Origin of the sequence: Streptomyces sp. NEAU-sy36 (assembly GCF_013423905.1) — a bacterium.
Lineage (GTDB): Bacteria > Actinomycetota > Actinomycetes > Streptomycetales > Streptomycetaceae > Streptomyces > Streptomyces misionensis.
On sequence record NZ_CP058977.1, the window covers coordinates 2,110,169 to 2,134,149 of the forward strand.

At 71.5% G+C, this 23,981-nt stretch carries 18 protein-coding genes and 1 pseudogene; 11 read left to right on the top strand and 8 right to left on the bottom strand.

Features of this window, described 5'->3' with window-relative positions; genetic code table 11:
* Positions 1 to 56 precede the first annotated feature (56 nt).
* Positions 57 to 619 (top strand): annotated as a pseudogene (locus HZZ00_RS09630) (ferritin-like domain-containing protein); the annotation flags it as partial.
* An 18-nt stretch (positions 620 to 637) separates the two neighbouring features.
* Here HZZ00_RS09630 and corA read toward each other — a convergent pair.
* Positions 638 to 1,639, bottom strand: a complete 1,002-nt coding sequence (corA, locus tag HZZ00_RS09635) for a magnesium/cobalt transporter CorA (protein ID WP_180331804.1) — start codon at positions 1,637 to 1,639, stop codon at positions 638 to 640.
* 62 nt (positions 1,640 to 1,701) lie between these two features.
* Between corA and HZZ00_RS09640 the strand changes: the two genes are divergently transcribed.
* The 4 genes from HZZ00_RS09640 (at position 1,702) to mshC (ending at position 5,196) form a co-directional block, all read left to right on the top strand.
* Positions 1,702 to 2,388 (top strand): histidine phosphatase family protein, encoded by a 687-nt coding sequence (locus tag HZZ00_RS09640; protein WP_180331805.1) that lies wholly within the window; start codon positions 1,702 to 1,704, stop codon positions 2,386 to 2,388.
* A gap of 91 nt (positions 2,389 to 2,479) precedes the next feature.
* Positions 2,480 to 3,070, top strand: a complete 591-nt coding sequence (locus tag HZZ00_RS09645; RefSeq protein WP_180331806.1) for a DUF3090 domain-containing protein — start codon at positions 2,480 to 2,482, stop codon at positions 3,068 to 3,070.
* On the top strand, positions 3,034 to 3,861 hold the full coding sequence (locus tag HZZ00_RS09650) for an SCO1664 family protein (protein ID WP_071828862.1): 828 nt from the start codon (positions 3,034 to 3,036) through the stop codon (positions 3,859 to 3,861). The genes HZZ00_RS09645 and HZZ00_RS09650 overlap by 37 nt, the downstream gene beginning before the upstream one ends.
* Positions 3,862 to 3,966: 105 nt before the next feature.
* A complete protein-coding gene (mshC, locus tag HZZ00_RS09655; RefSeq protein ID WP_180331807.1) occupies positions 3,967 to 5,196 on the top strand; it encodes a cysteine--1-D-myo-inosityl 2-amino-2-deoxy-alpha-D-glucopyranoside ligase in 1,230 nt (409 codons plus the stop codon).
* A gap of 72 nt (positions 5,197 to 5,268) precedes the next feature.
* On the opposite strand, the gene HZZ00_RS09660 is transcribed toward mshC, so the two are convergent.
* From HZZ00_RS09660 to HZZ00_RS09680, 5 genes are all read right to left on the bottom strand, one after another.
* Positions 5,269 to 6,198, bottom strand: a complete 930-nt coding sequence (locus HZZ00_RS09660; RefSeq protein WP_180331808.1) for a PAC2 family protein — start codon at positions 6,196 to 6,198, stop codon at positions 5,269 to 5,271.
* A 219-nt stretch (positions 6,199 to 6,417) separates the two neighbouring features.
* Entirely contained in the window at positions 6,418 to 8,034 is a 1,617-nt protein-coding gene (locus HZZ00_RS09665) for a glycerol-3-phosphate dehydrogenase/oxidase (protein WP_180331809.1), read from the bottom strand.
* A 47-nt stretch (positions 8,035 to 8,081) separates the two neighbouring features.
* Positions 8,082 to 9,620, bottom strand: a complete 1,539-nt coding sequence (gene glpK, locus HZZ00_RS09670) for a glycerol kinase GlpK (protein ID WP_180331810.1) — start codon at positions 9,618 to 9,620, stop codon at positions 8,082 to 8,084.
* A 70-nt stretch (positions 9,621 to 9,690) separates the two neighbouring features.
* Positions 9,691 to 10,482 (bottom strand): MIP/aquaporin family protein, encoded by a 792-nt coding sequence (locus tag HZZ00_RS09675; RefSeq protein WP_180331811.1) that lies wholly within the window; start codon positions 10,480 to 10,482, stop codon positions 9,691 to 9,693.
* Between the two features lie 346 nt (positions 10,483 to 10,828).
* A complete protein-coding gene (locus HZZ00_RS09680) occupies positions 10,829 to 11,593 on the bottom strand; it encodes an IclR family transcriptional regulator (protein WP_070027852.1) in 765 nt (254 codons plus the stop codon).
* A gap of 310 nt (positions 11,594 to 11,903) precedes the next feature.
* Here HZZ00_RS09680 and metH point away from each other — a divergent pair, with 310 nt between their 5' ends.
* From metH to HZZ00_RS09695, 3 genes are all read left to right on the top strand, one after another.
* Positions 11,904 to 15,419 carry a methionine synthase gene (metH, locus tag HZZ00_RS09685; protein ID WP_180331812.1) on the top strand — a complete coding sequence of 1,172 codons (3,516 nt, stop codon included), beginning with the start codon at positions 11,904 to 11,906 and terminating at the stop codon, positions 15,417 to 15,419.
* Between the two features lie 185 nt (positions 15,420 to 15,604).
* Entirely contained in the window at positions 15,605 to 16,306 is a 702-nt protein-coding gene (locus HZZ00_RS09690) for an HAD family phosphatase (protein ID WP_180331813.1), read from the top strand.
* Between the two features lie 436 nt (positions 16,307 to 16,742).
* The gene (locus HZZ00_RS09695) at positions 16,743 to 18,347 is read left to right on the top strand and encodes an ABC transporter substrate-binding protein (RefSeq protein ID WP_180331814.1); all 1,605 of its coding nucleotides are present in this window, start codon (positions 16,743 to 16,745) and stop codon (positions 18,345 to 18,347) included.
* Positions 18,348 to 18,442: 95 nt separating this feature from the next.
* Here the strand turns inward: HZZ00_RS09695 and HZZ00_RS09700 are convergent, their stop codons facing one another.
* Together HZZ00_RS09700 and HZZ00_RS09705 are read right to left on the bottom strand one after the other, a co-directional pair.
* Positions 18,443 to 19,114, bottom strand: a complete 672-nt coding sequence (locus HZZ00_RS09700) for a response regulator transcription factor (RefSeq protein ID WP_070030260.1) — start codon at positions 19,112 to 19,114, stop codon at positions 18,443 to 18,445.
* Positions 19,115 to 19,128: 14 nt separating this feature from the next.
* On the bottom strand, positions 19,129 to 20,121 hold the full coding sequence (locus HZZ00_RS09705; protein WP_257585723.1) for a RecB family exonuclease: 993 nt from the start codon (positions 20,119 to 20,121) through the stop codon (positions 19,129 to 19,131).
* A 168-nt stretch (positions 20,122 to 20,289) separates the two neighbouring features.
* Between HZZ00_RS09705 and HZZ00_RS09710 the strand changes: the two genes are divergently transcribed.
* The 3 genes from HZZ00_RS09710 (at position 20,290) to HZZ00_RS09720 (ending at position 23,958) form a co-directional block, all read left to right on the top strand.
* Positions 20,290 to 22,176, top strand: a complete 1,887-nt coding sequence (locus HZZ00_RS09710) for a site-2 protease family protein (protein ID WP_180331816.1) — start codon at positions 20,290 to 20,292, stop codon at positions 22,174 to 22,176.
* A gap of 68 nt (positions 22,177 to 22,244) precedes the next feature.
* Positions 22,245 to 23,147, top strand: a complete 903-nt coding sequence (locus HZZ00_RS09715) for a tRNA (adenine-N1)-methyltransferase (RefSeq protein WP_180331817.1) — start codon at positions 22,245 to 22,247, stop codon at positions 23,145 to 23,147.
* 226 nt (positions 23,148 to 23,373) lie between these two features.
* Positions 23,374 to 23,958, top strand: a complete 585-nt coding sequence (locus tag HZZ00_RS09720) for a hypothetical protein (RefSeq protein ID WP_180331818.1) — start codon at positions 23,374 to 23,376, stop codon at positions 23,956 to 23,958.
* Positions 23,959 to 23,981: the final 23 nt, after the last annotated feature.

Sequence of the window (23,981 nt, forward strand, 5' to 3'; positions counted from 1 at the left end):
CGGCACCCCCTGTTGCGGCACCGTTCCGTCCGCATTTGAGTCGTTCTGCACCGGATGGCGGCTGGGAGAACGGCCGGATCGCCGCGCTGGTCCCGCCGGCCCAGCGCGCACTCACCCCCAAGATCGCCCGGCACGGCGCCGACGAGGACAAACACGGCCGCAACTTCACCGCCCTGCTGCGCAGGCGCGGCCTCACCCCGGCGCCCGTCCCGCCCGAGACCGACTACACGATGCTCCTCGAACGGCGCGGCATCGGCCTCGCGCACGACCGGCTCAGGCGCGACGAGCCGCTGACCGAACGGGACATCGTCGTCTACCTCGCCCACAACCGGGTCACCGAACAGCGCGCCGCCGAGCAGACGGCCCTGCTCCTCAGGCACTCCGCCGGCCACCCCGAGATCGGCAGGGCCCTGCGGATGATCTCCGCCGACGAGGACGACCACCTCGCCTACACCCACGAGGAACCGGCCCCGCGCCCGCCGCGCGCTGCTCACGGCCGCCGTCCACGCCGTGTACGCCTACGAACGCCTCGTCGGCCGGCGTCGCATGGTCACCCTCGGCATGCCCGAACGCCTCGACGCCCTCGGCGGCCCCAGCCCCCGCCCACGAGTACGCCTGATCCGAGCACGCGTGCCCCTCACAGCCACTCGCGCCGCTTGAACAGCCGGTACAGCAGCACCTCCAGGAACGCCATCACCAGGATCACCGCCGGGTACGACCACAGCCAGTGCAGCTCGGGCATGTGGTCGAAGTTCATGCCGTAGATCCCGGCGATCATCGTGGGCACCGCCGCCATCGCCGCCCAGGCGGAGATCTTCCGCATGTCGTCGTTCTGCCGCACGCTCATCTGCGCCAGATGCGCCGACAGCACGTCGGACACCAGCCGGTCCAGCCCCTCCACCGACTCGTTCACCCGCGCCAGGTGGTCGCCCACGTCCCGGAAGAAGGGCCGCGCCTTGTCGTGGACGAACGGCAGTGCGCCGCCGCTGCCCAGGGGGCCGCCGCCCGCCAGCCGGCTCAGCGGCAGCGCCAGCGGCCCGGTGGCCCGCCGGAACTCCAGGACCTGCCGCTTGAAGCCGTAGATCCGCGAGGCCGTGTTGCGGGCGCCCCCGGCCTCCGGCCGGAACACCTCCGTCTCCAGTTCCTCCAGATCCGTCTGCAGCTCCGTCGCCACCTCCAGGTAGCGGTCCACGATGGCGTCGGCGATCGCGTAGAGCACCGAGGTGGGGCCCTTGTCCAGCATGTCCGGCTCCTCCTCCAGCCGGTGCCGCACCGCCGCCAGCGGCGAACCCTCGCCGTGCCGCACGGTCACCGCGAAGGAGTCGCCCACGAAGACCATCACCTCGCCCGCCGAGACCGTGTCGCTCTCCGGCTCGTACACCACCGGCTTGAGCACCACGAACAGCGAGTCCTCGTACACCTCCAGCTTGGGCCGCTGATGCGCCTTGAGGGCGTCCTCCACCGCCAGCGGGTGCAGCCCGAACTCCCGGGTGACGAGGTCGAACTCCCGCTCGGACGGCTCGTACAGCCCGATCCACACGAACCCGCCCGCGGCCCGCGCCTCGGCGAGCGCGTCGGACAGGTCCTCCGGACCCTCGGTCCGCTGTCCGTGCCGGTAGATGGCACAGTCGACGATCACGGAGCGCATTCTCCCTTCGTGAGGTCACCGGCGCATCGCCTGATGCGCCTACCCTGGTCCGCATGCCCACGCTGATCCTCGTAAGGCACGGACGTTCCACCGCCAACACCTCCGGCGTGCTCGCCGGCTGGACCCCGGGGGTGTCCCTGGACGAGCGGGGCGCCGCGCAGGCCGCCGCACTGCCCGGGCGCCTCGCCGCGCTGCCGGTCTCCGAGGTCGTCACCAGCCCGCTCCAGCGCTGCCAGGAGACCGTGGCGCCGCTGCTCGCCGCCCGCCCCGGGCTGCGCGTCCACACCGACGAGCGGATCGGGGAGTGCCACTACGGCGACTGGTCCGGCCGCAAGCTCGCCGAACTCAAGGACGAGCCGCTGATGGAGGTCGTCCAGGCCCACCCGTCGGCCGCCGCCTTCCCCGGCGGCGAGTCCATGCGGGCCATGCAGACCCGCGCCGCCGAGGCCGTGCGCGAGTGGAACGACCGGGTGGAACGCGACCACGGCGCGGACGCGGTCTACCTCATGTGCTCGCACGGTGACATCATCAAAGCCCTGGTCGCCGACGCCCTCGGCCTCCATCTCGACCTCTTCCAGCGGATCTCCGTGGAGCCGTGTTCCGTCACCGCGATCCGCTACACCCGGCTGCGCCCCTTCCTGGTCCGCCTCGGCGACACCGGTGACCTCGCCTCCCTCGCCCCGCGCGAGGAGCACCCGGACGGCGACGCACCGGTCGGTGGCGGTGCGGGCGCACCGTGATCGTCGGCCGCAGTAGGGTGAAGCGATCCGCGCCGTCGCTCATCCGCAGTGGCCCGCACCCCCGAAACTCTCGACTCAATGGAGACAGGACGTGTCCCGTCAGGTGTTCCTCTACGACCCGCCGGACCGCTTCGTGGCCGGCACGGTCGGACTGCCCGGACGCCGTACGTTCTTCCTCCAGGCCACCGCAGGCCCCCGGGTGACCAGCGTGGTCCTGGAGAAGACCCAGGTCGCCGCGCTCGCCGAGCGCATGGACGAACTCCTGGACGAGGTCGTGCGCCGCAGCGGCGGCAGCGCCTCCGTCCCGGCCATGGCACCCGCCGAGGTCGCCGACACCGCGCCGCTGGAGACCCCCGTCGAGGAGGAGTTCCGCGTCGGCACCATGGCCCTGGCCTGGGACGCCGAGGAGCAGCGCATGGTCGTGGAGGCCCAGGCCCTGGTGGAGCTGGACGCCGACACCGACGAGGACCTCGCGGAGGCCGAGGAGCGGCTGCTCCAGGACGAGGAGAACGGGCCCCCGATGCTGCGGGTCCGGCTGACCGGCGCGCAGGCCCGGGCCTTCGCCAAGCGCGCCCTCGACGTCGTCAACGCCGGGCGGCCGCCGTGCCCGCTGTGCAGCCTCCCGCTCGATCCGGAAGGACACGTATGCCCGCGCCAGAACGGATACCGCCGCGGGGCGTGACGGCCGCCGACCCCGGCGCCGCCGACCTGCTCGCCCGCGGCGAGCTGACCGTACGCGGCCGGATTCGCGACGCCTCCAACGCCGCGCTGTTCTGCACGGTCGCGTACGACGGCCGGGAAGCCTCCTGCGTGTACAAGCCGGTGGCCGGCGAGCGCCCCCTGTGGGATTTCCCGGACGGCACCCTCGCGGCCCGCGAGGTGGCCGCCTACGAGGTCTCCGAGGCCACCGGCTGGGGGCTGGTCCCGCCGACCGTGCTGCGCGAGGGCCCCTACGGCGAGGGCATGTGCCAGCTGTGGATCGACGTGCACGCCGAGGCGGAACTGCTCGCCCTGGTCGACGCCGAGGAGCCGGAGCCCGGCTGGAAGGCGATCGGGTTCGCGGAGGTCGGCGAGGGCCGCACCGCGCTGCTGGTGCACGCCGACGACGAGCGGCTGCGCCGGCTCGCCGTCCTCGACGCCGTGATCAACAACGCCGACCGCAAGGGCGGCCATCTGCTGCCCACCGCGGACGGCCGGCTCTACGGCATCGACCACGGCGTCACCTTCAACGTCGAGGACAAGCTGCGCACCCTGCTGTGGGGCTGGGCCGGCGAACCCCTCACCGCGGACGCCACCGAGGTGCTCAAGCGGCTGCGCGACGCCCTGGACGGCGACCTCGGCGAACGGCTGACCCCGCTGATCACGGCCGCGGAACTCGACGCCACCCGGGCCCGCGTCGCCGCCCTGCTCACCTCCGGAGTGCATCCGGAGCCCGGCGGGGAGTGGCCGGCGATCCCCTGGCCACCCGTGTGAGCGCCCCCGTGAGCACACGGGGGCCGAAGATACAAGAGCGCCCAACCGGCCATCCGGCGCGATCCCGGTCGTAACCGCGACCGGCGGCCGGTTAGGCTCATGTACATGCATGCCTGGCCCGCTTCCGAGGTCCCCGCCCTGCCTGGTCAGGGCCGCGACCTGAGGATCCACGACACCGCGACCGGCGGCCTGGTCACCCTCCAGCCCGGTCCCGTCGCCCGTATCTACGTCTGCGGCATCACCCCGTACGACGCGACCCACATGGGTCACGCGGCGACCTACAACGCGTTCGACCTCGTTCAGCGCGTGTGGCTCGACACCAAGCGGCAGGTTCACTACGTCCAGAACGTCACCGACGTCGACGACCCGCTGCTGGAGCGCGCGGAGCGCGACGGACTCGACTGGGCCGCCCTCGCCGAGAAGGAGACGGCCCTCTTCCGCGAGGACATGACCGCCCTGCGGATGCTCCCGCCGCGGCACTACATAGGCGCGGTCGAGGCCATACCCGGCATCGTCCCGCTGGTGGAGCGGCTGCGTGACCTCGGCGCGGCCTACGAACTGGACGGCGACGTCTACTTCTCCGTCGAGTCCGACCCGAACTTCGGCTCGGTCTCGCGCCTCGACGCGGCCGCCATGCGGCTGCTGTCCGCCGAGCGCGGCGGCGACCCGGACCGCCCGGGCAAGAAGAACCCGCTGGACCCGATGCTGTGGATGGCCGCCCGCGAGGGCGAGCCCAGCTGGGACGGCGCCTCCCTCGGCCCCGGCCGGCCCGGCTGGCACATCGAGTGCGTGGCCATCGCCCTCGACCACCTCGGAATGGGCTTCGACGTCCAGGGCGGCGGCTCCGACCTCGCCTTCCCGCACCACGAGATGGGCGCCTCGCACGCCCAGGTGCTCACCGGCGAGTTCCCGATGGCCAAGGCGTACGTCCACGCCGGCATGGTCGCCCTGCACGGCGAGAAGATGTCGAAGTCCAAGGGCAACCTGGTCTTCGTCTCCCGGCTGCGCCGCGACGGCGTCGACCCGGCCGCGATCCGTCTCGCGCTGCTCGCCCACCACTACCGGGCCGACTGGGAGTGGACCGACCAGGTCCTCCAGGACGCCGTGGACCGCCTCGGCCGCTGGCGGGCGGCCGTCTCCCGCCCCGACGGCCCCTCGGCCGACGCGCTGGTCGAGGAGATCCGCGAGGCCCTGTCGAACGACCTGGACGCCCCCGCAGCCCTCGCCGCGGTGGACCGCTGGGCGGCCCGGCAGGAGGCGGAGGGCGGCACGGACACCGGCGCCCCGGGCCTGGTCACGCGGGCGGCCGACGCCCTGCTGGGCGTGGCCCTGTAGCACCGACGTGGCCCTTTTGGGAGCCGCGGGAACGCAGGAGGGGCGGTACGCGCGCTGCGTACCGCCCCTTTCTCAGTCCTCCGGGTCCTGCTCGTCGTCCTCGTCGGCCGGACCGCCCGGGGTGTCCGGTGGCGACGGCCGGGGCTTGCCTCCCGGCGGGCTCACGTCCCGCCGCCGCAGATACCGCTCGAACTCGCGGGCGATCGCCTCGCCCGACGCCTCCGGCAGCTCCGCGGTGTCCCGCGCCTCCTCCAGCGTCTGGACGTACTCCGCGACCTCGCTGTCCTCCGCGGCCAGCTGGTCCACGCCCACCTGCCAGGCCCGCGCGTCCTCCGGCAGCTCGCCCTGGGGGATGCGCAGGTCCAGCAGGTCCTCCAGCCGGTTCAGCAGCGCCAGGGTCGCCTTGGGGTTGGGCGGCTGGGAGACGTAGTGCGGCACCGCCGCCCACAGCGACACCGCCGGGACCCCGGCGTGCGTGCACGCCTCCTGGAGGACGCCGACGATGCCCGTGGGCCCCTCGTACTTGGTCTCCTCCAGATCCATCCGGCGGGCCAGGTCCGTGTCGGACGTGACCCCGCTGACCGGCACCGGACGCGTGTGCGGGGTGTCACCGAGCAGGGCGCCCAGGATGACCACCAGCTCGACCCCCAGCTCATGGGCGAAGCCCAGCAGTTCGTTGCAGAACGAGCGCCACCGCATGGACGGTTCGATGCCCCGCACCAGGACCAGGTCGCGCGGCTTGTCACCGCCGACGCGGACCACCGACAGCCGGGTCGTCGGCCAAGTGATCTTGCGCACTCCGCCGTCCATGAACACCGTGGGCCGGTTCACCTGGAAGTCGTAGTAGTCCTCGGCGTCCAGCGCCGCGAACACCTCGCCCTTCCATTCGCGTTCCAGATGCGCGACCGCCGTGGAGGCGGCGTCACCGGCATCGTTCCAGCCCTCGAACGCGGCCACCATGACTGGGTCGATCAGCTCGGGAACCCCCTCCAGCTCGATCACCCAGTGCCTCCTTCCGACGTGCCCTCGCTTGACTCACCAACCTTACGGCGTCCCGCGGGGGCGTCCGCAGCCCCCGTGTACGGGGCAGTGAACGGATCACTGCCCCGCGCCCCGCGCTCGAACACCCTTCGAGCCACGGACAAAACCCGCACCGTACGGGCGCGCCGGAAGGGGCGGCCCGTGCGTACGGCGCCGCCCCTCCTCCCGTGCGGTACGGGACTACTTCCCGTCGAGCATGCCCTGCACCTTGGCACGGATCTCGTCCGTGGCCAGGCCGCGGATGGTCAGCGTGGTGCGGCGGCGCAGCACGTCGTCCGGGGTCTCGGCCCACTCGTGGTCACGGGCCCAGACGACCTGCGCCCAGATCTCCGGCGCGTCCGGGTGGACCCGCTCGGCCAGCTCCGGGTTCTCGTTCGCCAGCCGGGCGATGTCGAAGGCCAGCGAGCCGTAGTGGGTGGCCAGGTGCCTGGCGGTGTCGGCGGCCATCCGCGGGCCGGGCGCCGGGTGGTCCACCAGCAGCCGGTGCGCGACGGCACGCGGGTTGGCGACGCCGGGCAGCGGGAGCTTCTTCGGCAGCGAGGAGATCGGCTCGAAGTCGTCGCCCAGCGGGTGGCCCGGCAGCGCCTCCAGCTTCTTCATGATCGTGCGGCCGATGTGGCGGAACGTGGTCCACTTGCCGCCCGCCACGGACAGCATGCCGCCCTTGCCCTCGGTCACCACGGTCTCGCGCTTGGCCTTGGCGGTGTCGCCGGGGCCGCCCGGCAGCACCCGCAGACCGGCGAACGCGTAGGTGATCAGGTCACGCTGGAGCTGCTGGTCCCGGACGGAGAACGCGGCCTCGTCCAGGATCTGGGCTATGTCCTTCTCGTTGACCGCGACGTCCGCCGGGTCGCCCTCGTACTCCTCGTCGGTGGTGCCGAGCAGCAGCATGTCCTCCCAGGGGAGGGCGAAGGTGATCCGGTACTTGTCGATCGGGGTGGCCAGCGCCGCCTTCCACGGCGAGGTCCGCTTCAGGACCAGGTGCGCGCCCTTGGACAGCCGGATGGACGGCGCCGCGTTCGGGTCCTCCATCTTGCGCAGGTGGTCCACCCACGGGCCGGTCGCGTTCAGCACCAGCCGGGCGTCGACGCCGAACTCGTCACCGGACAGCCGGTCCTTCAGCTCGGCACCGGTGACCCGGCCCCGGGTGAAGCGCAGGCCGGTGACCTCGGCGTGGTTGAGGACGACCGCGCCCGCCTCGACGGCCGCGCGGACCGTCATCAGCGCCATCCGCGCGTCGTTCATCTGGTCGTCGCCGTACACGGCCACGGCCTTGAGGTTCTCGGTGCGCAGCTCGGGCACGTCCTGCGCCGCCTTGGCGGGGGAGAGCAGGTGGCCGACGCCGTCGCCGAACGCCGACAGCGCGGAGTAGGCGAAGACGCCCGCGCCGAGCTTCGCCGCGCCGTGCGGCCCGCCCTTGTACACGGGGAGGTAGAAGGTGAGCGGGTTCGCCAGGTGGGGGGCCACCTGGCGGGAGACCGCACGGCGTTCGAAGTGGTTCTCCGCCACCAGCTTCACCGCGCCGGTCTGCAGGTAGCGCAGACCGCCGTGGAGCAGCTTGGAGGAGGCGGAGGAGGTGGCACCGGCGAAGTCGCCGGCATCGACCAGCGCCACCCTGAGCCCGGACTGCGCGGCGTGCCAGGCGGTCGAGATGCCCAGGATGCCGCCGCCGATCACAAGAAGGTCGTACGACGCCTTGGCGAGCTGCTCCCTGGTCTCGGCGCGGCTCGGGTTGGAGCCGGAGGCCGGGCGCGTCCCCAGGGCAGGTACGGACTGCAAGGTGGACTGACTGGTCATGTGGGGTACTTACTCCTCGTCAGAGCGGTGTGAGCCGAAAAGCCCGCTCAGCTCTCGTCCTCGATCCAGCCCATGGTCCGGTCGACGGCCTTGAGCCAGTTCTTGTACTCACGGTCGCGGGTCTCCGCGTCCATCCGGGGGGTCCATTCGGCGGCCCGGCGCCAGTTGGCGCGCAGCTCGTCGGTGCTGGACCAGAAGCCGACGGCGAGGCCGGCGGCGTAGGCGGCGCCGAGGCAGGTGGTCTCGGCGACCATCGGGCGCACCACCGGTGCGTCGAGGACGTCGGAGAGCGTCTGCATCAGCAGGTTGTTGGCGGTCATGCCGCCGTCCACCTTGAGGGTGGACAGCTCGACGCCCGAGTCCTTGGTCATGGCGTCGGCGATCTCCCGGGTCTGCCAGGCGGTGGCCTCCAGGACGGCGCGCGCGAGGTGCGCCTTGGTGACGTACCGGGTCAGGCCGGCGATCACACCGCGGGCGTCGGAGCGCCAGTGCGGGGCGAACAGGCCGGAGAAGGCCGGCACGAAGTAGGCGCCGCCGTTGTCCTCGACCGAGAGCGCGAGGGTCTCGATCTCGGCGGCGGTGGAGATCAGGCCCATCTGGTCGCGCATCCACTGCACCAGCGAGCCGGTGACGGCGATCGAGCCCTCCAGGGCGAAGACCGTCGGCTGCTCGCCGATCTTGTAGCCGACGGTGGTCAGCAGACCGGCGTAGGAGTTGATGATCTTGTCGCCGGTGTTCATCACCATGAAGGTGCCGGTGCCGTAGGTCGACTTGGTCTCGCCCTCGGAGAAACAGGTCTGGCCGAACAGGGCCGCCTGCTGGTCGCCGAGCGCGGAGGCGACCGGGATGCCGCCCAGCAGGTCGCCGAGCTTGCCGCCCTTGATCTCGCCGTAGACCTCGGCGGAGGAGCGGATCTCGGGCAGGATCTGCGGCGGCACGCCGATGGACTCGCAGATCCGCTGGTCCCACGCCATGGTGTGGAGGTTCATCAGCAGGGTGCGCGAGGCGTTGGTGACGTCGGTGACGTGCTTGCCGCCGTCGACACCGCCGGTCAGGTTCCAGATGACCCAGGTGTCCATGGTGCCGAAGAGGATGTCCCCGGCCTCGGCGCGCTCCTTGAGGCCCTCGACGTTGTCGAGCAGCCAGCGGGCCTTGGGGCCGGCGAAGTAGGAGGCCAGCGGCAGGCCGGTCTCGCGGCGGAAGCGGTCCTGGCCGACGTTGCGGCCCAGCTCCCGGCACAGGGCGTCGGTGCGGGTGTCCTGCCAGACGATGGCGTTGTGGACGGGCTCACCGGTGTTCTTGTCCCACAGCACGGTGGTCTCGCGCTGGTTGGTGATGCCGATGGCCTTGATGTCGTCACGGGTGATGCCGGCCTTGGCGACGGCTCCGGCGACGACCTCCTGGACGTTGGTCCAGATCTCGTTGGCGTTGTGCTCGACCCAGCCCGGCTTGGGGAAGATCTGCTCGTGCTCCTTCTGGTCGACGGAGACGATGCGGCCGTCCCGGTCGAAGATGATGCAGCGCGAGGAGGTGGTGCCCTGGTCGATCGCCGCGATGAAGGGGCCTGCGGTGTGGGCGTCGGTCACTGTGTGCTCCTGAAAGGTCCGTGGTGAGGGGGGCTGAACGTACGGCGCGTGCGCCGGAACCCGGGGGTTCCTAGAAGGCGGCGTTGTAGATGCCGGCCGCGATGGCGGCGCCGATCAGCGGACCGACCACCGGGATCCAGGCGTAGCTCCAGTCGGAGCCGCCCTTGTTGGGCAGCGGGAGCAGGGCGTGCACGATGCGGGGGCCGAGGTCACGGGCCGGGTTGATCGCGTAGCCGGTCGGGCCGCCGAGGGAGAGACCGACGGCCACCACGACGAACGCGGTGATCAGGCCGCCGAGCGGGCCGAGGCCGTTGCCCTGGTTGTTCAGGCCCTGCGTGAGGACCGCGAGGATCAGCACGATGGTGCCGATGATCTCCGTCGCGAGGTTCTGCGCGATGTTCCGGATCTCCGGGCCGGTGGAGAAGACGCCGAGCACCGGGCCGGCGCCCTGCTCCTGGGCCTCGACGGCCTTGGCCGAGGTGGCCTGGGCGCCCGGGCCGCCGACGATCTCCTTGTCGGTCAGGTGCGCGTGGAACTGGCCGTAGTAGGCGAGCCACACCAGGACCGCGCCGATCATGGCGCCGAGGAGCTGACCGCCGAGGTAGTACGGAACGTCGCTCCAGTCGCTGTTCTTGATGGCCAGGGCGACGGTGACGGCCGGGTTGAGGTGCGCGCCGGAGAGCGGCGTGGATATGTACACGGCCGTCATGACGGCGAAGCCCCACCCGAAGGCGATGGCGATCCAACCGGCGTTACGGGCCTTGGAGGCCTTCAGCGTGACGGCGGCGCAGACGCCGCCGCCGAGCAGGATGAGTACGGCGGTACCGATGGTCTCGCCGATGAAGATGTCGGAGCTGGACACCCGCGACTCCTTTGTCCTTCGTCCAGGGGTAAGCCGAACCCCGGAATCCCACCGGGAGTTCTGGCGCCCTCGGGGGTGAGAGCGATGCCGGCCCTTGGCTTGTCACACTCTAACGCGTATTGCCGGTAGGTGTTCGACAATGCCGACCGATGGACGGGAGTCTTGCTTCGGCGTTACGTATGCGTCAAGAGTTCTGTTATCGAAAACCGGATCGTTATTGATCGCCGCCGGTTATCACTCTTCGCTCGCTGATGTAGTTTTAGCCCCGCTTTGTCCGTTTCAGGGTAGGCCGAGAACCGGAACGCCGCCCGGCGTCCCGGTCCTACCCACAACGAAGCGTGAACTCTCAGAAGCGTCCGGCGCCGAGGTCCCTGGAAACCGCGCGGGCGCAGTCGCGCACCGCGGCGATCAGCTCGGGGCGCAGCTCGCCCTCCCGGCACAGCCGTTCCACCGCGCCCGTGATGCCGACCGCGCCCACCGGCATCCGGCGCCGGTCGTGCACCGGCGCGGCGATCGACGCCACGCCCTCCCAGGTCTCCTCCACGTCGGCCGCGTAGCCCCGCGCCCGCGTGATGTCGAGGATGTGCTCGAACTCGCCGGCGTCGCACACCGTGCGGTCCGTGAACGCCTTGCGCTCGGCCTCCAGGGCCTCGCTGTGCGCCACCGGGTCGTACGCGGCCAGCACCTTGCCCAGCGCGGTGCAGTGCAGCGGCTGCATGGCGCCGATCTCCAGCACCTGCCGGCTGTCGTCGGGCCGGAAGACGTGGTGCACGATCAGCACGCCCTGCTGGTGCAGCACCCCCAGGTGCACGCTCTCCCCGCTGGAGCGGGCCAGATCGTCCGTCCACACCAGGGCGCGCGCCCGCAGCTCGTGCACGTCCAGATAGGTGGTGCCCAGACGCAGCAGCTCGGCACCCAGCTGATAGCGGCCCGAGGCGTCGTCCTGCTCCACGAACCCCTCCTGCTGGAGGGTGCGCAGGATGCCGTGCGCGGTGCCCTTGGCGAGGCCGAGCGAGGAGGCGATGTCCGACAGGCCGAGCCGTCGCTCGCCGCCCGCGAGCAGCCGCAGCATCGCGGCCGCGCGTTCGAGCGACTGGATGTTCCGTGCCATCGCCGTCCTGCCTCCGTCCCCTTCGACTGCCGATACATGCCGATGGGTGAGTGCCGTTCGCCACCGCACTCACTACCACCGTTCGGCAATGTCGAACACTACCGGTCCATGTCGACCTCCCGCTAATGGTCGGTCGACTCCTGTTACATCCCGTGTGGTCCGCGCGTGGCACCGGGGCCATTCGCGTCCGTCACGTGGACGCCTGTGCCCATCCAAGCCCACACCCGGTTAGTCTGGCGCCGTGCGGACCCCCCGCCTGCCCTGGGGTCCCGCATAGCCGACAGCCGTCGCACCTTCAGGGAGCCCTTACATGGCCTCGTTGCCAACGTCCCCTACCGCCGACAGCCGGACCCGTGCGTCCGCGCTCCGAGAGGCGCTCGCCACCCGCGTGGTGGTCGCCGACGGAGCCATGGGCACCATGCTCCAGGCCCAGGAACCCACCCTGGACGACTTCCAGCAGCTCGAAGGCTGCAACGAGATCCTCAACCTGACCCGCCCGGACATCGTCCGCTCCGTCCACGAGGCCTACTTCGCCGTGGGCGTCGACTGCGTCGAGACCAACACCTTCGGGGCCAACCACTCCGCCCTCGGTGAGTACGACATCCCCGAACGGGTCCACGAACTGTCCGAGGCCGGTGCCCGCGTCGCCCGCGAGGTCGCCGACGAGTTCACCGCCCGCGACGGCCGCCCCCGCTGGGTGCTGGGCTCCATGGGCCCCGGCACCAAGCTGCCCACCCTCGGTCACGCCCCGTACACCACCCTGCGCGACGCCTACCAGCGCAACGCCGAGGGCCTGGTCACCGGCGGCGCGGACGCGCTGCTCGTGGAGACCACCCAGGACCTGCTCCAGACCAAGGCCGCCGTGCTCGGCGCCCGGCGCGCCCTGGACGCCCTCGGCCTCGACCTCCCGGTGATCGTCTCGGTGACCGTCGAGACCACCGGCACCATGCTGCTGGGCTCCGAGATCGGCGCGGCCCTCACCGCCCTGGAGCCGCTGGGCATCGACCTGATCGGCCTGAACTGCGCCACCGGCCCCGCGGAGATGAGCGAGCACCTGCGCTACCTCGCCCGCAACGCCCGCATCCCGCTGTCCTGCATGCCCAACGCGGGCCTGCCCGTCCTCGGCAAGGACGGCGCCCACTACCCGCTGACCGCCCCCGAGCTGGCGGACGCGCAGGAGACGTTCGTGCGTGAGTACGGTCTGTCGCTGGTGGGCGGGTGCTGCGGTACGACGCCGGAGCATCTGCGGCAGGTGGTGGAGCGGGTGCGGGATCTGGCGCCGTCGGTGCGTGAGCCGCGGCCGGAGCCCGGTGCGGCGTCGCTGTACCAGTCGGTGCCGTTCCGGCAGGACACGTCGTATCTGGCGATCGGTGAGCGGACGAACGCGAACGGGTCGAAGAAGTTCCGTGAGGCGATGCTGGAGGGCCGCTGGGACGACTGTGTGGAGATCGCCCGTGAGCAGATCCGCGAGGGCGCGCACATGCTCGATGTGTGTGTGGACTACGTCGGCCGGGACGGTGTGGCGGACATGGAGGAGCTGGCGGGCAGGCTGGCGACCGCGTCGACGCTGCCGATCGTGCTGGACTCCACCGAGGTGGAGGTGATCCGGGCCGGTCTGGAGAAGCTGGGCGGGCGTGCGGTGATCAACTCGGTGAACTACGAGGACGGGGACGGGCCCGGGTCGCGGTTCGCGCGGGTGACGGCGCTGGCGCGTGAGCACGGTGCGGCGCTGATCGCGCTGACCATCGACGAGGAGGGCCAGGCCCGTACTCCGCGGAAGAAGGTGGAGATCGCCGAGCGGCTGATCGCGGATCTGACGGGGAACTGGGGGATCCGTGAGGAGGACGTCCTCATCGACACCCTGACGTTCACGATCTGCACGGGCCAGGAGGAGTCCCGCAAGGACGGGGTGGCGACGATCGAGGCGATCCGGGAGCTGAAGCGGCGGCATCCCGCGGTGCAGACCACGCTGGGGCTGTCGAACATCTCCTTCGGGCTGAACCCGGCCGCGCGGATCCTGCTCAACAGCGTCTTCCTGGACGAGTGCGTCAAGGCCGGCCTGGACTCGGCGATCGTGCACGCCTCGAAGATCCTCCCGATCGCCCGTTTCAGCGAGGAGGAGGTACGGACCGCGCTCGATCTGATCTACGACCGCCGCGCGCCGGGGTATGACCCGCTGCAGAAGCTGATGCGGCTGTTCGAGGGGGCGACGGCGAAGTCGCTGAAGGCGGGCAAGGCCGAGGAGCTGGCCGCGCTGCCCCTGGAGGAGCGGCTCAAGCGGCGGATCATCGACGGTGAGCGCAACGGTCTGGAAGCGGATCTGGATGCGGCGCTGGCCGGGCGGCCGGCGCTGGACATCGTCAACGAGACGCTGCTGGACGGCATGAAGGTCGTCGGTGAGCTGTTCGGTTCGGGGCAGATGCAGCTGCCGTTCGTGCTGCAGTCCGCCGAGGTGATGAAGGCCGCGGTCGCCTATCTGGAACCGCACATGGAGAAGTCGGACGCCGAGGGCAAGGGCACCATCGTGCTGGCCACGGTCCGCGGTGACGTGCACGACATCGGCAAGAACCTGGTCGACATCATCTTGTCGAACAACGGCTACAACGTGGTCAACCTGGGGATCAAGCAGCCCGTCTCCGCGATCCTGGAGGCCGCCGAGGAACACCGCGCCGACGTGATCGGCATGTCCGGGCTGCTGGTCAAGTCCACCGTGATCATGAAGGAGAACCTGGAGGAGCTGAACCAGCGCGCCCTGGCGTCGAAGTACCCGGTGATCCTCGGCGGTGCCGCCCTCACCCGCGCCTACGTCGAACAGGACCTCCACGAGATCTACCAGGGCGAGGTCCGCTACGCCCGCGACGCCTTCGAGGGCCTGCGCCTGATGGACGCCCTCATCGGCGTCAAACGCGGCGTGCCCGGCGCGAAACTCCCCGAACTGCGCCCGCGCAGGGTCCGGGCCACGGCCGCGGCGGAGGTGACCGAGCGCCCCGAGGAAGGCCACGTGCGCTCCGACGTCGCCACCGACAACCCCGTGCCCACCCCGCCGTTCTGGGGCACCCGCGTCAGCAAGGGCATCCAGCTCAAGGAGTACGCCTCCTGGCTCGACGAGGGCGCCCTCTTCAAGGGCCAGTGGGGCCTCAAGCAGGCCCGCACCGGGGAAGGACCCTCCTACGAGGAACTGGTCGAGACCGAGGGCCGGCCCCGGCTGCGCGGCCTGCTGGACCGCCTCCAGACGGAGAACCTGCTGGAAGCGGCCGTCGTCCACGGCTACTTCCCCTGCGTGTCCAAGGACGACGACCTGATCGTCCTCGACGAACAGGGCAACGAGCGCACCCGGTTCACCTTCCCCCGCCAGCGCCGCGGCCGCAGGCTGTGCCTGGCCGACTTCTTCCGCCCCGAGGAATCGGGCGAGACCGACGTGGTCGGCTTCCAGGTCGTCACCGTCGGCTCCCGCATCGGCGAGGAGACCGCGAAGCTCTTCGCGGCCAACGCCTACCGCGACTACCTCGAACTGCACGGCCTGTCCGTCCAGTTGGCCGAAGCCCTCGCCGAGTACTGGCACGCCCGCGTGCGCGCCGAACTCGGCTTCGGTGGCGAGGACCCGGCCGGCATCGAGGACATGTTCGCCCTGAAGTACCGCGGCGCCCGCTTCTCCCTCGGCTACGGCGCCTGCCCCGACCTGGAGGACCGCGCCAAGATCGCCACCCTGCTGGAACCCGAGCGGATCGGGGTCCGGCTGTCCGAGGAGTTCCAGCTCCACCCCGAGCAGTCCACGGACGCGATCGTGATCCACCACCCCGAGGCGAAGTACTTCAACGCCCGGTGACGCACCGACCGAGGGCTATGACCGACCCGTCCCCGGCCCGCGCCGGGGGTGACAAGCGGGGTACCCCCGGCGCTCCGTGATAAACGAGGCGCTTCGGGCGGCCAAGTCGTACACTGGTCGGTCCACCGCAGGCCGGTTCCCCGAGTGGGAACCGGCCTGAACGTCCCTCAAGGAGGTGCGCCCGGATGACCAGCACGGTCCCCGCGCTCGGAACCCGTTCGGCCGAAGGGTCCGCCCTGCAAGCGGTCCTCCTCGACATGGACGGCACCCTGGTGGACACCGAGGGCTTCTGGTGGGACGTCGAGGTGGAGGTCTTCGCCGCCCTCGGCCACACCCTGGACGAATCCTGGAAGCACGTCGTGGTCGGCGGCCCCATGACCCGCAGCGCCGGCTTCCTCATCGAGGCCACCGGCGCCGACATCGCCCTCGCCGAACTCAGCCTCCTGCTCAACGAGGGCTTCGAGGCCCGCATCAGCACCGGCCTGCCACTCAAGCCCGGCGCCGCCCGGCTGCTCGCCGAACTGCACCAGCACGGCATCCCCACCGCCCTGGTCTCCGCCTCCCACCGCCGCATCATCGACCGCGTGCTCACCGTCCTCGGCCCGCACCACTTCGCCCTGTCCATCGCGGGCGACGAGGTCACCCGTACCAAACCCTTCCCCGACCCCTACCTGCTCGCCGCCACCGGACTCGGCGCCCACCCCAGCAGATGCGCCGTCGTCGAGGACACCGCCACCGGCGTCGCCGCCGCCGAGGCCGCCGGCTGCCGCGTCGTCGCCGTACCCTCCCTCGCCCCCATCGGCCCCGCCGCACGCCGCACCGTCGTCTCCTCCCTCGAACACGTCGACCTGGCATTTCTGCGCGGCCTGATGACGGAAATGCGCTAGCCGTTCACCCAGCGTGCGAACACCATTGACCGGGCCCGCCGAATAACCGCGGAAGTACGCCCGGGGTGGAATTCATCGCGGGCCACCCCGGCCGAATTCCGGCACCTCCCCGGACCGTCGCGGATGTGACGTTCGCCACCCCGCCGGGCCTCGACAACGCCGGACGAGTATGCAGAACGCCCCCACCCGGCCGGGATCCACGGCTCCATGTGTCCCGATTGATGAGAAGCTGCACTAATCCTGCCGCTGTCGGGTTTTCGGTGTGTCCGCACCCGGTTTCACAGCGTGATGGACAGTCAACTCACGCGACTGTGAACGCCCCAGCCGGTCCGGACTAATCTCGTCGCGAGAACATCGCCGAAAACCCCCCGTGCTCCGCCGCGCCACCCATGCATGCCGGAAACACGGACCCGAACAGCTCTGGAGAAACCCCCGCATGAACCGCAAGACTTTGGTGCTGCCGGCGGTGGCCGGCCTGCTCACCCCGGTCCTCGCCGCGTGCGGCGGATCGGGCAGCGGGAGCAAGGGCGGCGACGCCATCGTCGTCGGCACCACGGACCGGTTCACCGTCACCAAGGACGTTCCCGCGCCCCTCGACCCGGCCTACGCCTACGACGTCGGCCCCTGGAACCTCCTGCGCCAGACCGTGCAGACCCTCATGGCCGAGCCCAAGGGCGAGGGCAACCCCGTCCCGGACGCCGCCGAAAGCTGCGGCTTCACCGACAGCGGCAGCGAGCGCTACGCCTGCAAGCTGCGCGACGGCCTCACCTTCGCCAACGGCGACCCGGTCACCGCACAGGACGTCAAGTACTCCATCGAGCGCGCCCTTCGGCTCAAGGCCGACACCGGTGTCTCCTCCCTGCTCAACACCATCGACACCATCGAGACCCAGGGCGACCGCGAGGTGATCTTCCACCTCAACACGGCCGACGCCACCTTCCCGTACAAGCTGTCCACCCCGGTCGCCGGCATCGTCAACCCCAAGGACTACCCCAAGGACTCGCTGCGCGACGGCTTCCACCTGGACGGCTCCGGCCCCTACACCTTCCAGGCCGACGTCAAGGACAACACGGTCGTCAGCGTCACCTTCACCAAGAACCCCCACTACAAGGGGGCCGTGACGGTCAACAACGACAAGGTCGTGGTCCGCTCCTTCGCCGACGCCGACGCCATGGGCGCCGCGATCGACAAGGGTGACATCGACGTCATGTCCCGCACCATGTCGCCCGCCCAGGTCCAGAAGCTGGACGCCGGCAACGACCAGAACGTCGACCTGGTCGAGATGCCCGGCCTCGAAACCCGCTACCTGGCCTTCAACACCAACGCGCCGACCGTGAAGTCCAAGGCCGTGCGCCAGGCGATGGCCCAGATCGTCAACCGCGGCGAACTCGTCGCCAAGGTCTACGGCACCCAGGCCGAGCCCCTGTACTCCCTGGTCCCCGCCACCATCACCGGGCACTCCAACTCGTTCTTCAACACGTACGGCAACCCCAGCGCCGCCAAGGCCAAGGAGCTGCTCACCAAGGCCGGCATCACCACCCCGGTGAAGCTGACCATGCACTACACCACCGACCACTACGGCTCGGCCACCAAGCAGGAGTTCGAGATCCTGCAGAAGCAGCTGAACGACAGCGGCCTGTTCGACGTCACCATCCAGGGCCACCCCTGGTCGCGCTTCCGCCCCGCCGAGCAGAAGGGCGAGTACGACGTCTACGGCATGGGCTGGTTCCCCGACTTCCCGGACCCGGACAACTTCCTCGCGCCGTTCCTCGACAAGGGCAACTTCCTCGGCTCGCCGTACTCCAACAGCACCATCCAGCGCACCCTGATCCCGCAGTCCCGCCGCGACGCCAACCGCCTCTCGGCCGCCGACAGCCTCACCGAGATCCAGAACACCGTCGCCGACGACGTCCCGTTCCTCCCGCTGTGGCAGGGCAAGCAGTACATCGCCGCACGCGACGACATCACGGGCGTCTCCTACGCCGTCAACTCCTCCTCGACGCTCCAGCTCTGGGAGCTCGGCCGGGGCGTCAACGGCTGACGAACCGTCAACGACACAGGGCGCCTTCCCCGCTGGGGGGAGGCGCCCTGCGTCGTCTCGACCGGACCGCCGCGCGGGCGACGGGACCCCGCGAACTACTGCGCGCCGGGACGCACCAGACCGCTCTCGTACGCGTACACCGCCGCCTGCACCCGGTCCCGCAGACCCAGCTTGGTCAGCACGTGCCCCACATGCGTCTTCACGGTGGTCTCGCTGACGAACAGATCGGCCGCGATCTCCGCGTTGGACAACCCGCGCGCCACCAGCTTCAGCACCTCCACCTCACGGTCGGTCAAGGTGTGCAGGGTGTCCGGCACCGGCTCCTCACCGGAGGGCAGATGCGTGGCGTACTTGTCCAGCAGCCGCCGCGTGATGCTCGGCGCCAGCATCGCCTCACCGGCCGCCACCACCCGGATCGCCTGCACCAGCTCGTCCGCGGGCGCGTCCTTCAGCAGGAAACCACTGGCCCCCGCGCGCAGCGCCTCCACCACGTACTCGTCCAGATCGAACGTGGTCAGCACCAGCACCTTCGCCGGGCCGTTCCGCTCCGGGCCGGTGATCTGCCGGGTCGCCTCGACGCCGTCCATCCGCGGCATACGGATGTCCATCAGCACGACGTCCGGCTGCAGGGCCCGCACCTGATCAAGGGCCTGCAGACCGTCACCGGCCTCGCCGACGACCGCGAGATCCTGCTCGGCCTCCAGGATCATCCGGAAACCCGTACGCAGCAGGGGCTGGTCGTCGACCAGTAGGACGCGGATGGCCACGTGACACTCCTTCGCTAGTCCGCGCCCATTCTGCCCTGCTGCACCACACCGGCTTCGCCCGCCCTCAGCGGCAGCGGATACGGCGGGGGAGTGCCCCCGAACTCCGGGCAGAGCGCCTGGTGATCGCACCAGCCGCACAGCTTGGTCGGCCGGGGCCGCCAGTCACCGGTCTCGGTGGCCCGCCGGATCGCCTCCCACAGCGCGCGCAGCCGGCGCTCGACCCGCTCCAGATCCGCGGGCGCCGGGTCGTACGTCAGCACATCGCCGCTGCCGAGGTACACCAGCTGCAACCGGCGCGGCACCACGCCCTTCAGCCGCCAGACCACCAGGGCGTAGAACTTCATCTGGAACAGCGCGCTCTCCGCGTACTCCGGCCGCGGCGCCTTGCCCGTCTTGTAGTCGACGATGCGCACCTCACCGGTCGGCGCCACGTCCACCCGGTCGATGATGCCGCGCAGCCGGAGCCCCGACTCCAGCTCGGCCTCCACGAACAGCTCCCGCTCGGCCGGCTCCAGGCGCGTCGGATCCTCCAGGGTGAACCAGCGCTCCACCAGCCGCTCCGCCTCACCCAGCCACTGCGCGAGGCGCTGCCCGTCCGGATCGTCCGCGAACAGCTCCGCCAGCTCCGGGCGGCTCTCGCGCAGCCGGTCCCACTGGCCCGGCACCAGCGCCTTGGCCCGCGGCGCGGTCCGCTCACCGGCCGGGGCGTCGAACAACCGCTCAAGCACCGCGTGCACCAGCGTGCCCCGCGTCGCCGCCTCGCTCGGCTTCTCCGGCAGCCGGTCGATCACCCGGAACCGGTACAACAACGGACACTGCATGAAGTCACCGGCCCGCGAGGGGGACAGCGAGGCCGGCGCCACGGCCACGCGCCCGGCGGCGGCACCGCCGCCCGCCCCACCCGTGGCGCCCTCGGTGTCGCCGGTGGTCGCTTCCGCCGCGGGCGGTTCCGTCGTCGGCCCGGGAGCGCTCGGCGCGGCTCCGGCCTCCTCGAAGCTGGTGTCCATGTCCACAGACCATACGGCCCACCACTGACAGTGACCCAGCCGCGGGCCGTGGCCACCGGGCGAACTCGAGGGGTGCCGGGGCGGAACGCGCCACCACGGCCGCATACCATCGATCAGAGACCCTTCCGTCCCGGCAGGCGCGGAAGACGCTTCGAACGAGGGGACACCGTGGACGTGAGCGGCGCGAGCGGGCAGCCGCGGTCCGGCGACGACAAGCCGACCGAGCACCCCGCAAGTCCAACGCCCCCGCCGACCGCCCCCGAGGCCCCGGCGCCGCCGGACGACGCCCGCCCCGCGCCCACGGGCGCCCCCGAGGCCCCCGACCCGGCCGCCGGCGCCCGCCCGGCGGACGGCCCCGGCGGTGACACTCCCGCCCCCGAAACCCGGCCCGCCCCGGACGCTTCCCCCGACAGGCCCGGCCCGGCCGCCGGCGCCCGCCCGGCGGACGGCCCCGGCGGTGACACTCCCGCTTCCGAAACCCGGCCCGCTTCCGAAACCCGGCCCGTCCCGGACGCTTCCCCCGCCGCCCCCGACCCGGACGCCGACACCCCCGGCGGCAACGCCCGCCCCGCGAGCGGCTCCGGCGACGAGACCCCGGCCCACGGAGCCCGGCCCGCCGCCCCCACCCCGGACGCGCCCCCCGCCGCCCCCCGAGCCGAGCACGACACGAGCCACGGCCAGGAGAACCCGGCGCCGGACGGCCGCGGCGGCCAGGAGGGCCGACCTGCCCCGGCAGCCGACGGCGAGCCCGGAGCCGCCCCCGCCCACGGCGAGGGCGAGCCCGGCACCGCCCCGGACCGCACCACCGCGCACCCCGACCCCTCCGGCCACCGCACCCTCGCCCACACCGAGCACCCCGCCGGACCCGGCATGGCCAAGGGCGAGCCCCCGCGACGGCCGAAGGAACCCGGCGGCGGCATCCTCATGGGACGCCCCTTCGGCGTGCCCGTGTACGTGGCACCGAGCTGGTTCCTCGTGGCCGCACTGATCACCTGGGTGTTCGGCGGCCAGCTCGACCGCGTCCTGCCCCAGCTCGGCGCCGCCCGCTACCTCGTCTCCCTCTTCTTCGCCGTCGCCTTCTACGCCTCCGTCCTCGTCCACGAACTCGCCCACACCGTCGCCGCGATCCGCTTCAAACTCCCCGTCCGCCGCATCCAGCTCCAGTTCTTCGGCGGCGTCTCCGAGATCGAGAAGGAAGCCGAGACCCCCGGCCGCGAGTTCGTCCTCGCCTTCGTCGGCCCGCTGCTCTCCCTCGTCCTCGCCGGGGTCTTCTACCTCGCGATGAAACCCGTCCAGCCCGGCACCGTCCCCGGCATCCTCCTCGCCGGCCTGATGGTCTCCAACCTCATCGTGGCGATCTTCAACCTCCTCCCCGGCCTCCCCCTCGACGGCGGCCGCATGCTCCGCGCCGTCGTCTGGAAGATCACCGGCAAACCCATGAGCGGTACCGTCGCCGCCGCCTGGGTCGGCCGCGCCCTCGCCGTCGCCGTCCTCATCGGACTGCCCCTGGTCAACTCCTCCGGCGCCCTCGGCGGCGGCAACCAGGACACCGGCGGCATGAACACCGTCACCGACGCCCTGCTCGCCGCCATCCTCGCCGCCATCATCTGGACCGGCGCCGGCAACAGCCTGCGCATGGCGAGGTTGCGCGAACACCTGCCCGAACTACGCGCCCGCACCCTCACCCGGCGAGCCGTCCCCGTCGAGACCGACACCCCCCTGTCCGAAGCCCTGCGCCGCGCCAACGCCGCCGGCGCCCGCGCCCTGGTCGTCGTCGACGCCGACGGCCACCCCCTCTCCCTGGTCCGCGAATCCGCCATCGTCGGCGTACCCGAACACCGCCGCCCCTGGGTCGCCGTCAGCAGCCTCGCCCAGGACCTCACCGAAGGCATGCGCGTCTCCGCCGAACTGGCCGGCGAGGAACTCCTCGACGCCCTGCGCGCCGCCCCCGCCACCGAATACCTGGTCGTCGAGGAGACCGGCGAGATCTACGGCGTACTGTCCGCCGCGGACGTCGAACGCGCCTTCGTCCGCGCCATGGCCAGGCCCGCCTGACCACCCGCACCCCGCCCCCGCCCGCCACACCGGTCAAGCCCCCCGCGGGGACCCGGTAGGCTGGTCACATGTCCGAACCGACCGGTGCCGCCCGCAGGCGCGGGCCCTTCAAGGTCGGGGACCAGGTTCAGCTGACCGACCCCAAGGGCCGCCACTACACGTTCACGCTCGAAGCCGGAAAGAACTTCCACACCCACAAGGGTTCCTTCCCGCACGACGAACTGATCGGCGCTCCCGAGGGCAGCGTTGTCCGCACCACCGGCAACGTCGCCTACCTCGCGCTGCGCCCCCTGCTCCCCGACTACGTCCTGTCCATGCCCCGCGGGGCAGCCGTCGTCTACCCGAAGGACGCGGGACAGATCCTCGCCTTCGCCGACATCTTCCCCGGCGCCCGCGTCGTGGAGGCCGGCGTCGGCTCCGGCTCGCTGAGCAGCTTCCTGCTGCGCGCCATCGGCGACCAGGGCATGCTGCACTCCTACGAGCGCCGCGAAGACTTCGCCGAGATCGCCCGGCAGAACGTGGAGCGCTACTTCGGCGGCCCCCACCCCGCCTGGCAGCTCACCGTCGGCGACCTCCAGGACAACCTGTCCGACACCGACGTCGACCGTGTCATCCTCGACATGCTCGCCCCCTGGGAATGCCTGGAGGCCGTCTCCAAGGCCCTCGTCCCCGGCGGCATCCTGTGCTGCTACGTGGCCACCACCACCCAGCTCGCCCGGACCGTGGAATCCATCCGCGAGATCGGCTGCTTCAACGAGCCGACCGCCTGGGAGACCATGATCCGCAACTGGCACATCGAGGGCCTCGCCGTCCGCCCCGACCACCGGATGATCGGCCACACCGGCTTCCTGCTCACCGCCCGCCGCCTCGCCGACGGCGTCGAGCCCCCCATGCGCCGCCGCCGCCCCGCCAAGGGCGCCTACGGCGAGGACTACGCCGGACCCAACGCCGACGGCGGCAACGGCCGCTGACCCGGCCCGCACCGGCACAACACAAGGGCGCCGTCGCCGAGTTCCCACCCAACCGGGAACTCGGCAACGGCGCCCGTCCGTTGACACGGCACACCCCGGCACCCGGCGGCCCGACCCCGCGGCCGGCCGCCACCGGGAAACCCGACCCCGCCGTTCCCCCGCACTGTGACGTGTGGCACCATGCTGGCCACACCCCCCGGCACAGCCCTCACAGGAGACACTCCTCGTGCAGCAATCCGCCGTTCCGGAGCTTGCCCACACCCACACCCGCCCCATCCACTGGCTCGCGACGGCCACCGCCCTCGCCGGCGTCGTCGCCCTCTCCTCGCTCGTCCAGCCCGGCTCCGCCACCGCCGCCCAGCCCACCGCCACCCGCGGCACGGCCCCCGCCCCCGCGGCCATCCCGCCCGGCACCGCCGGCGTGACCTTCCCGCTGTCCTGCGGAACCGGAACCGAGAAGACCGTCGTCGCCAGAAAGGCCACCGGCGACCTCGACGGCGACGGCCGCCCCGAAACCGCCGCCGTCGTCCACTGCGACTCCGCCATGGGCACCCCGCCCGACGGCGTCTACGTCCTCACCCGCGCCGCCGACGGCCACACCCCCCGCGTCGTCGCCACCCTCGTCGCCCCCAAGGAACGACTCACCGTCACCGACCTCGCCATCCACGCCGGAACCGTCACCGCAACCCTGCTCGGCTACTCCTCCGACGCCGTACCGAGCTGCTGCCCCGACGTGAAAACCCCGGCCGCATGGCACTGGAACGGCAAGGCCTTCCTGCGCACCACCCCGGCCGGGGTCCACAGCGTCTGACGACGCCACGTCCGAAAAACGCG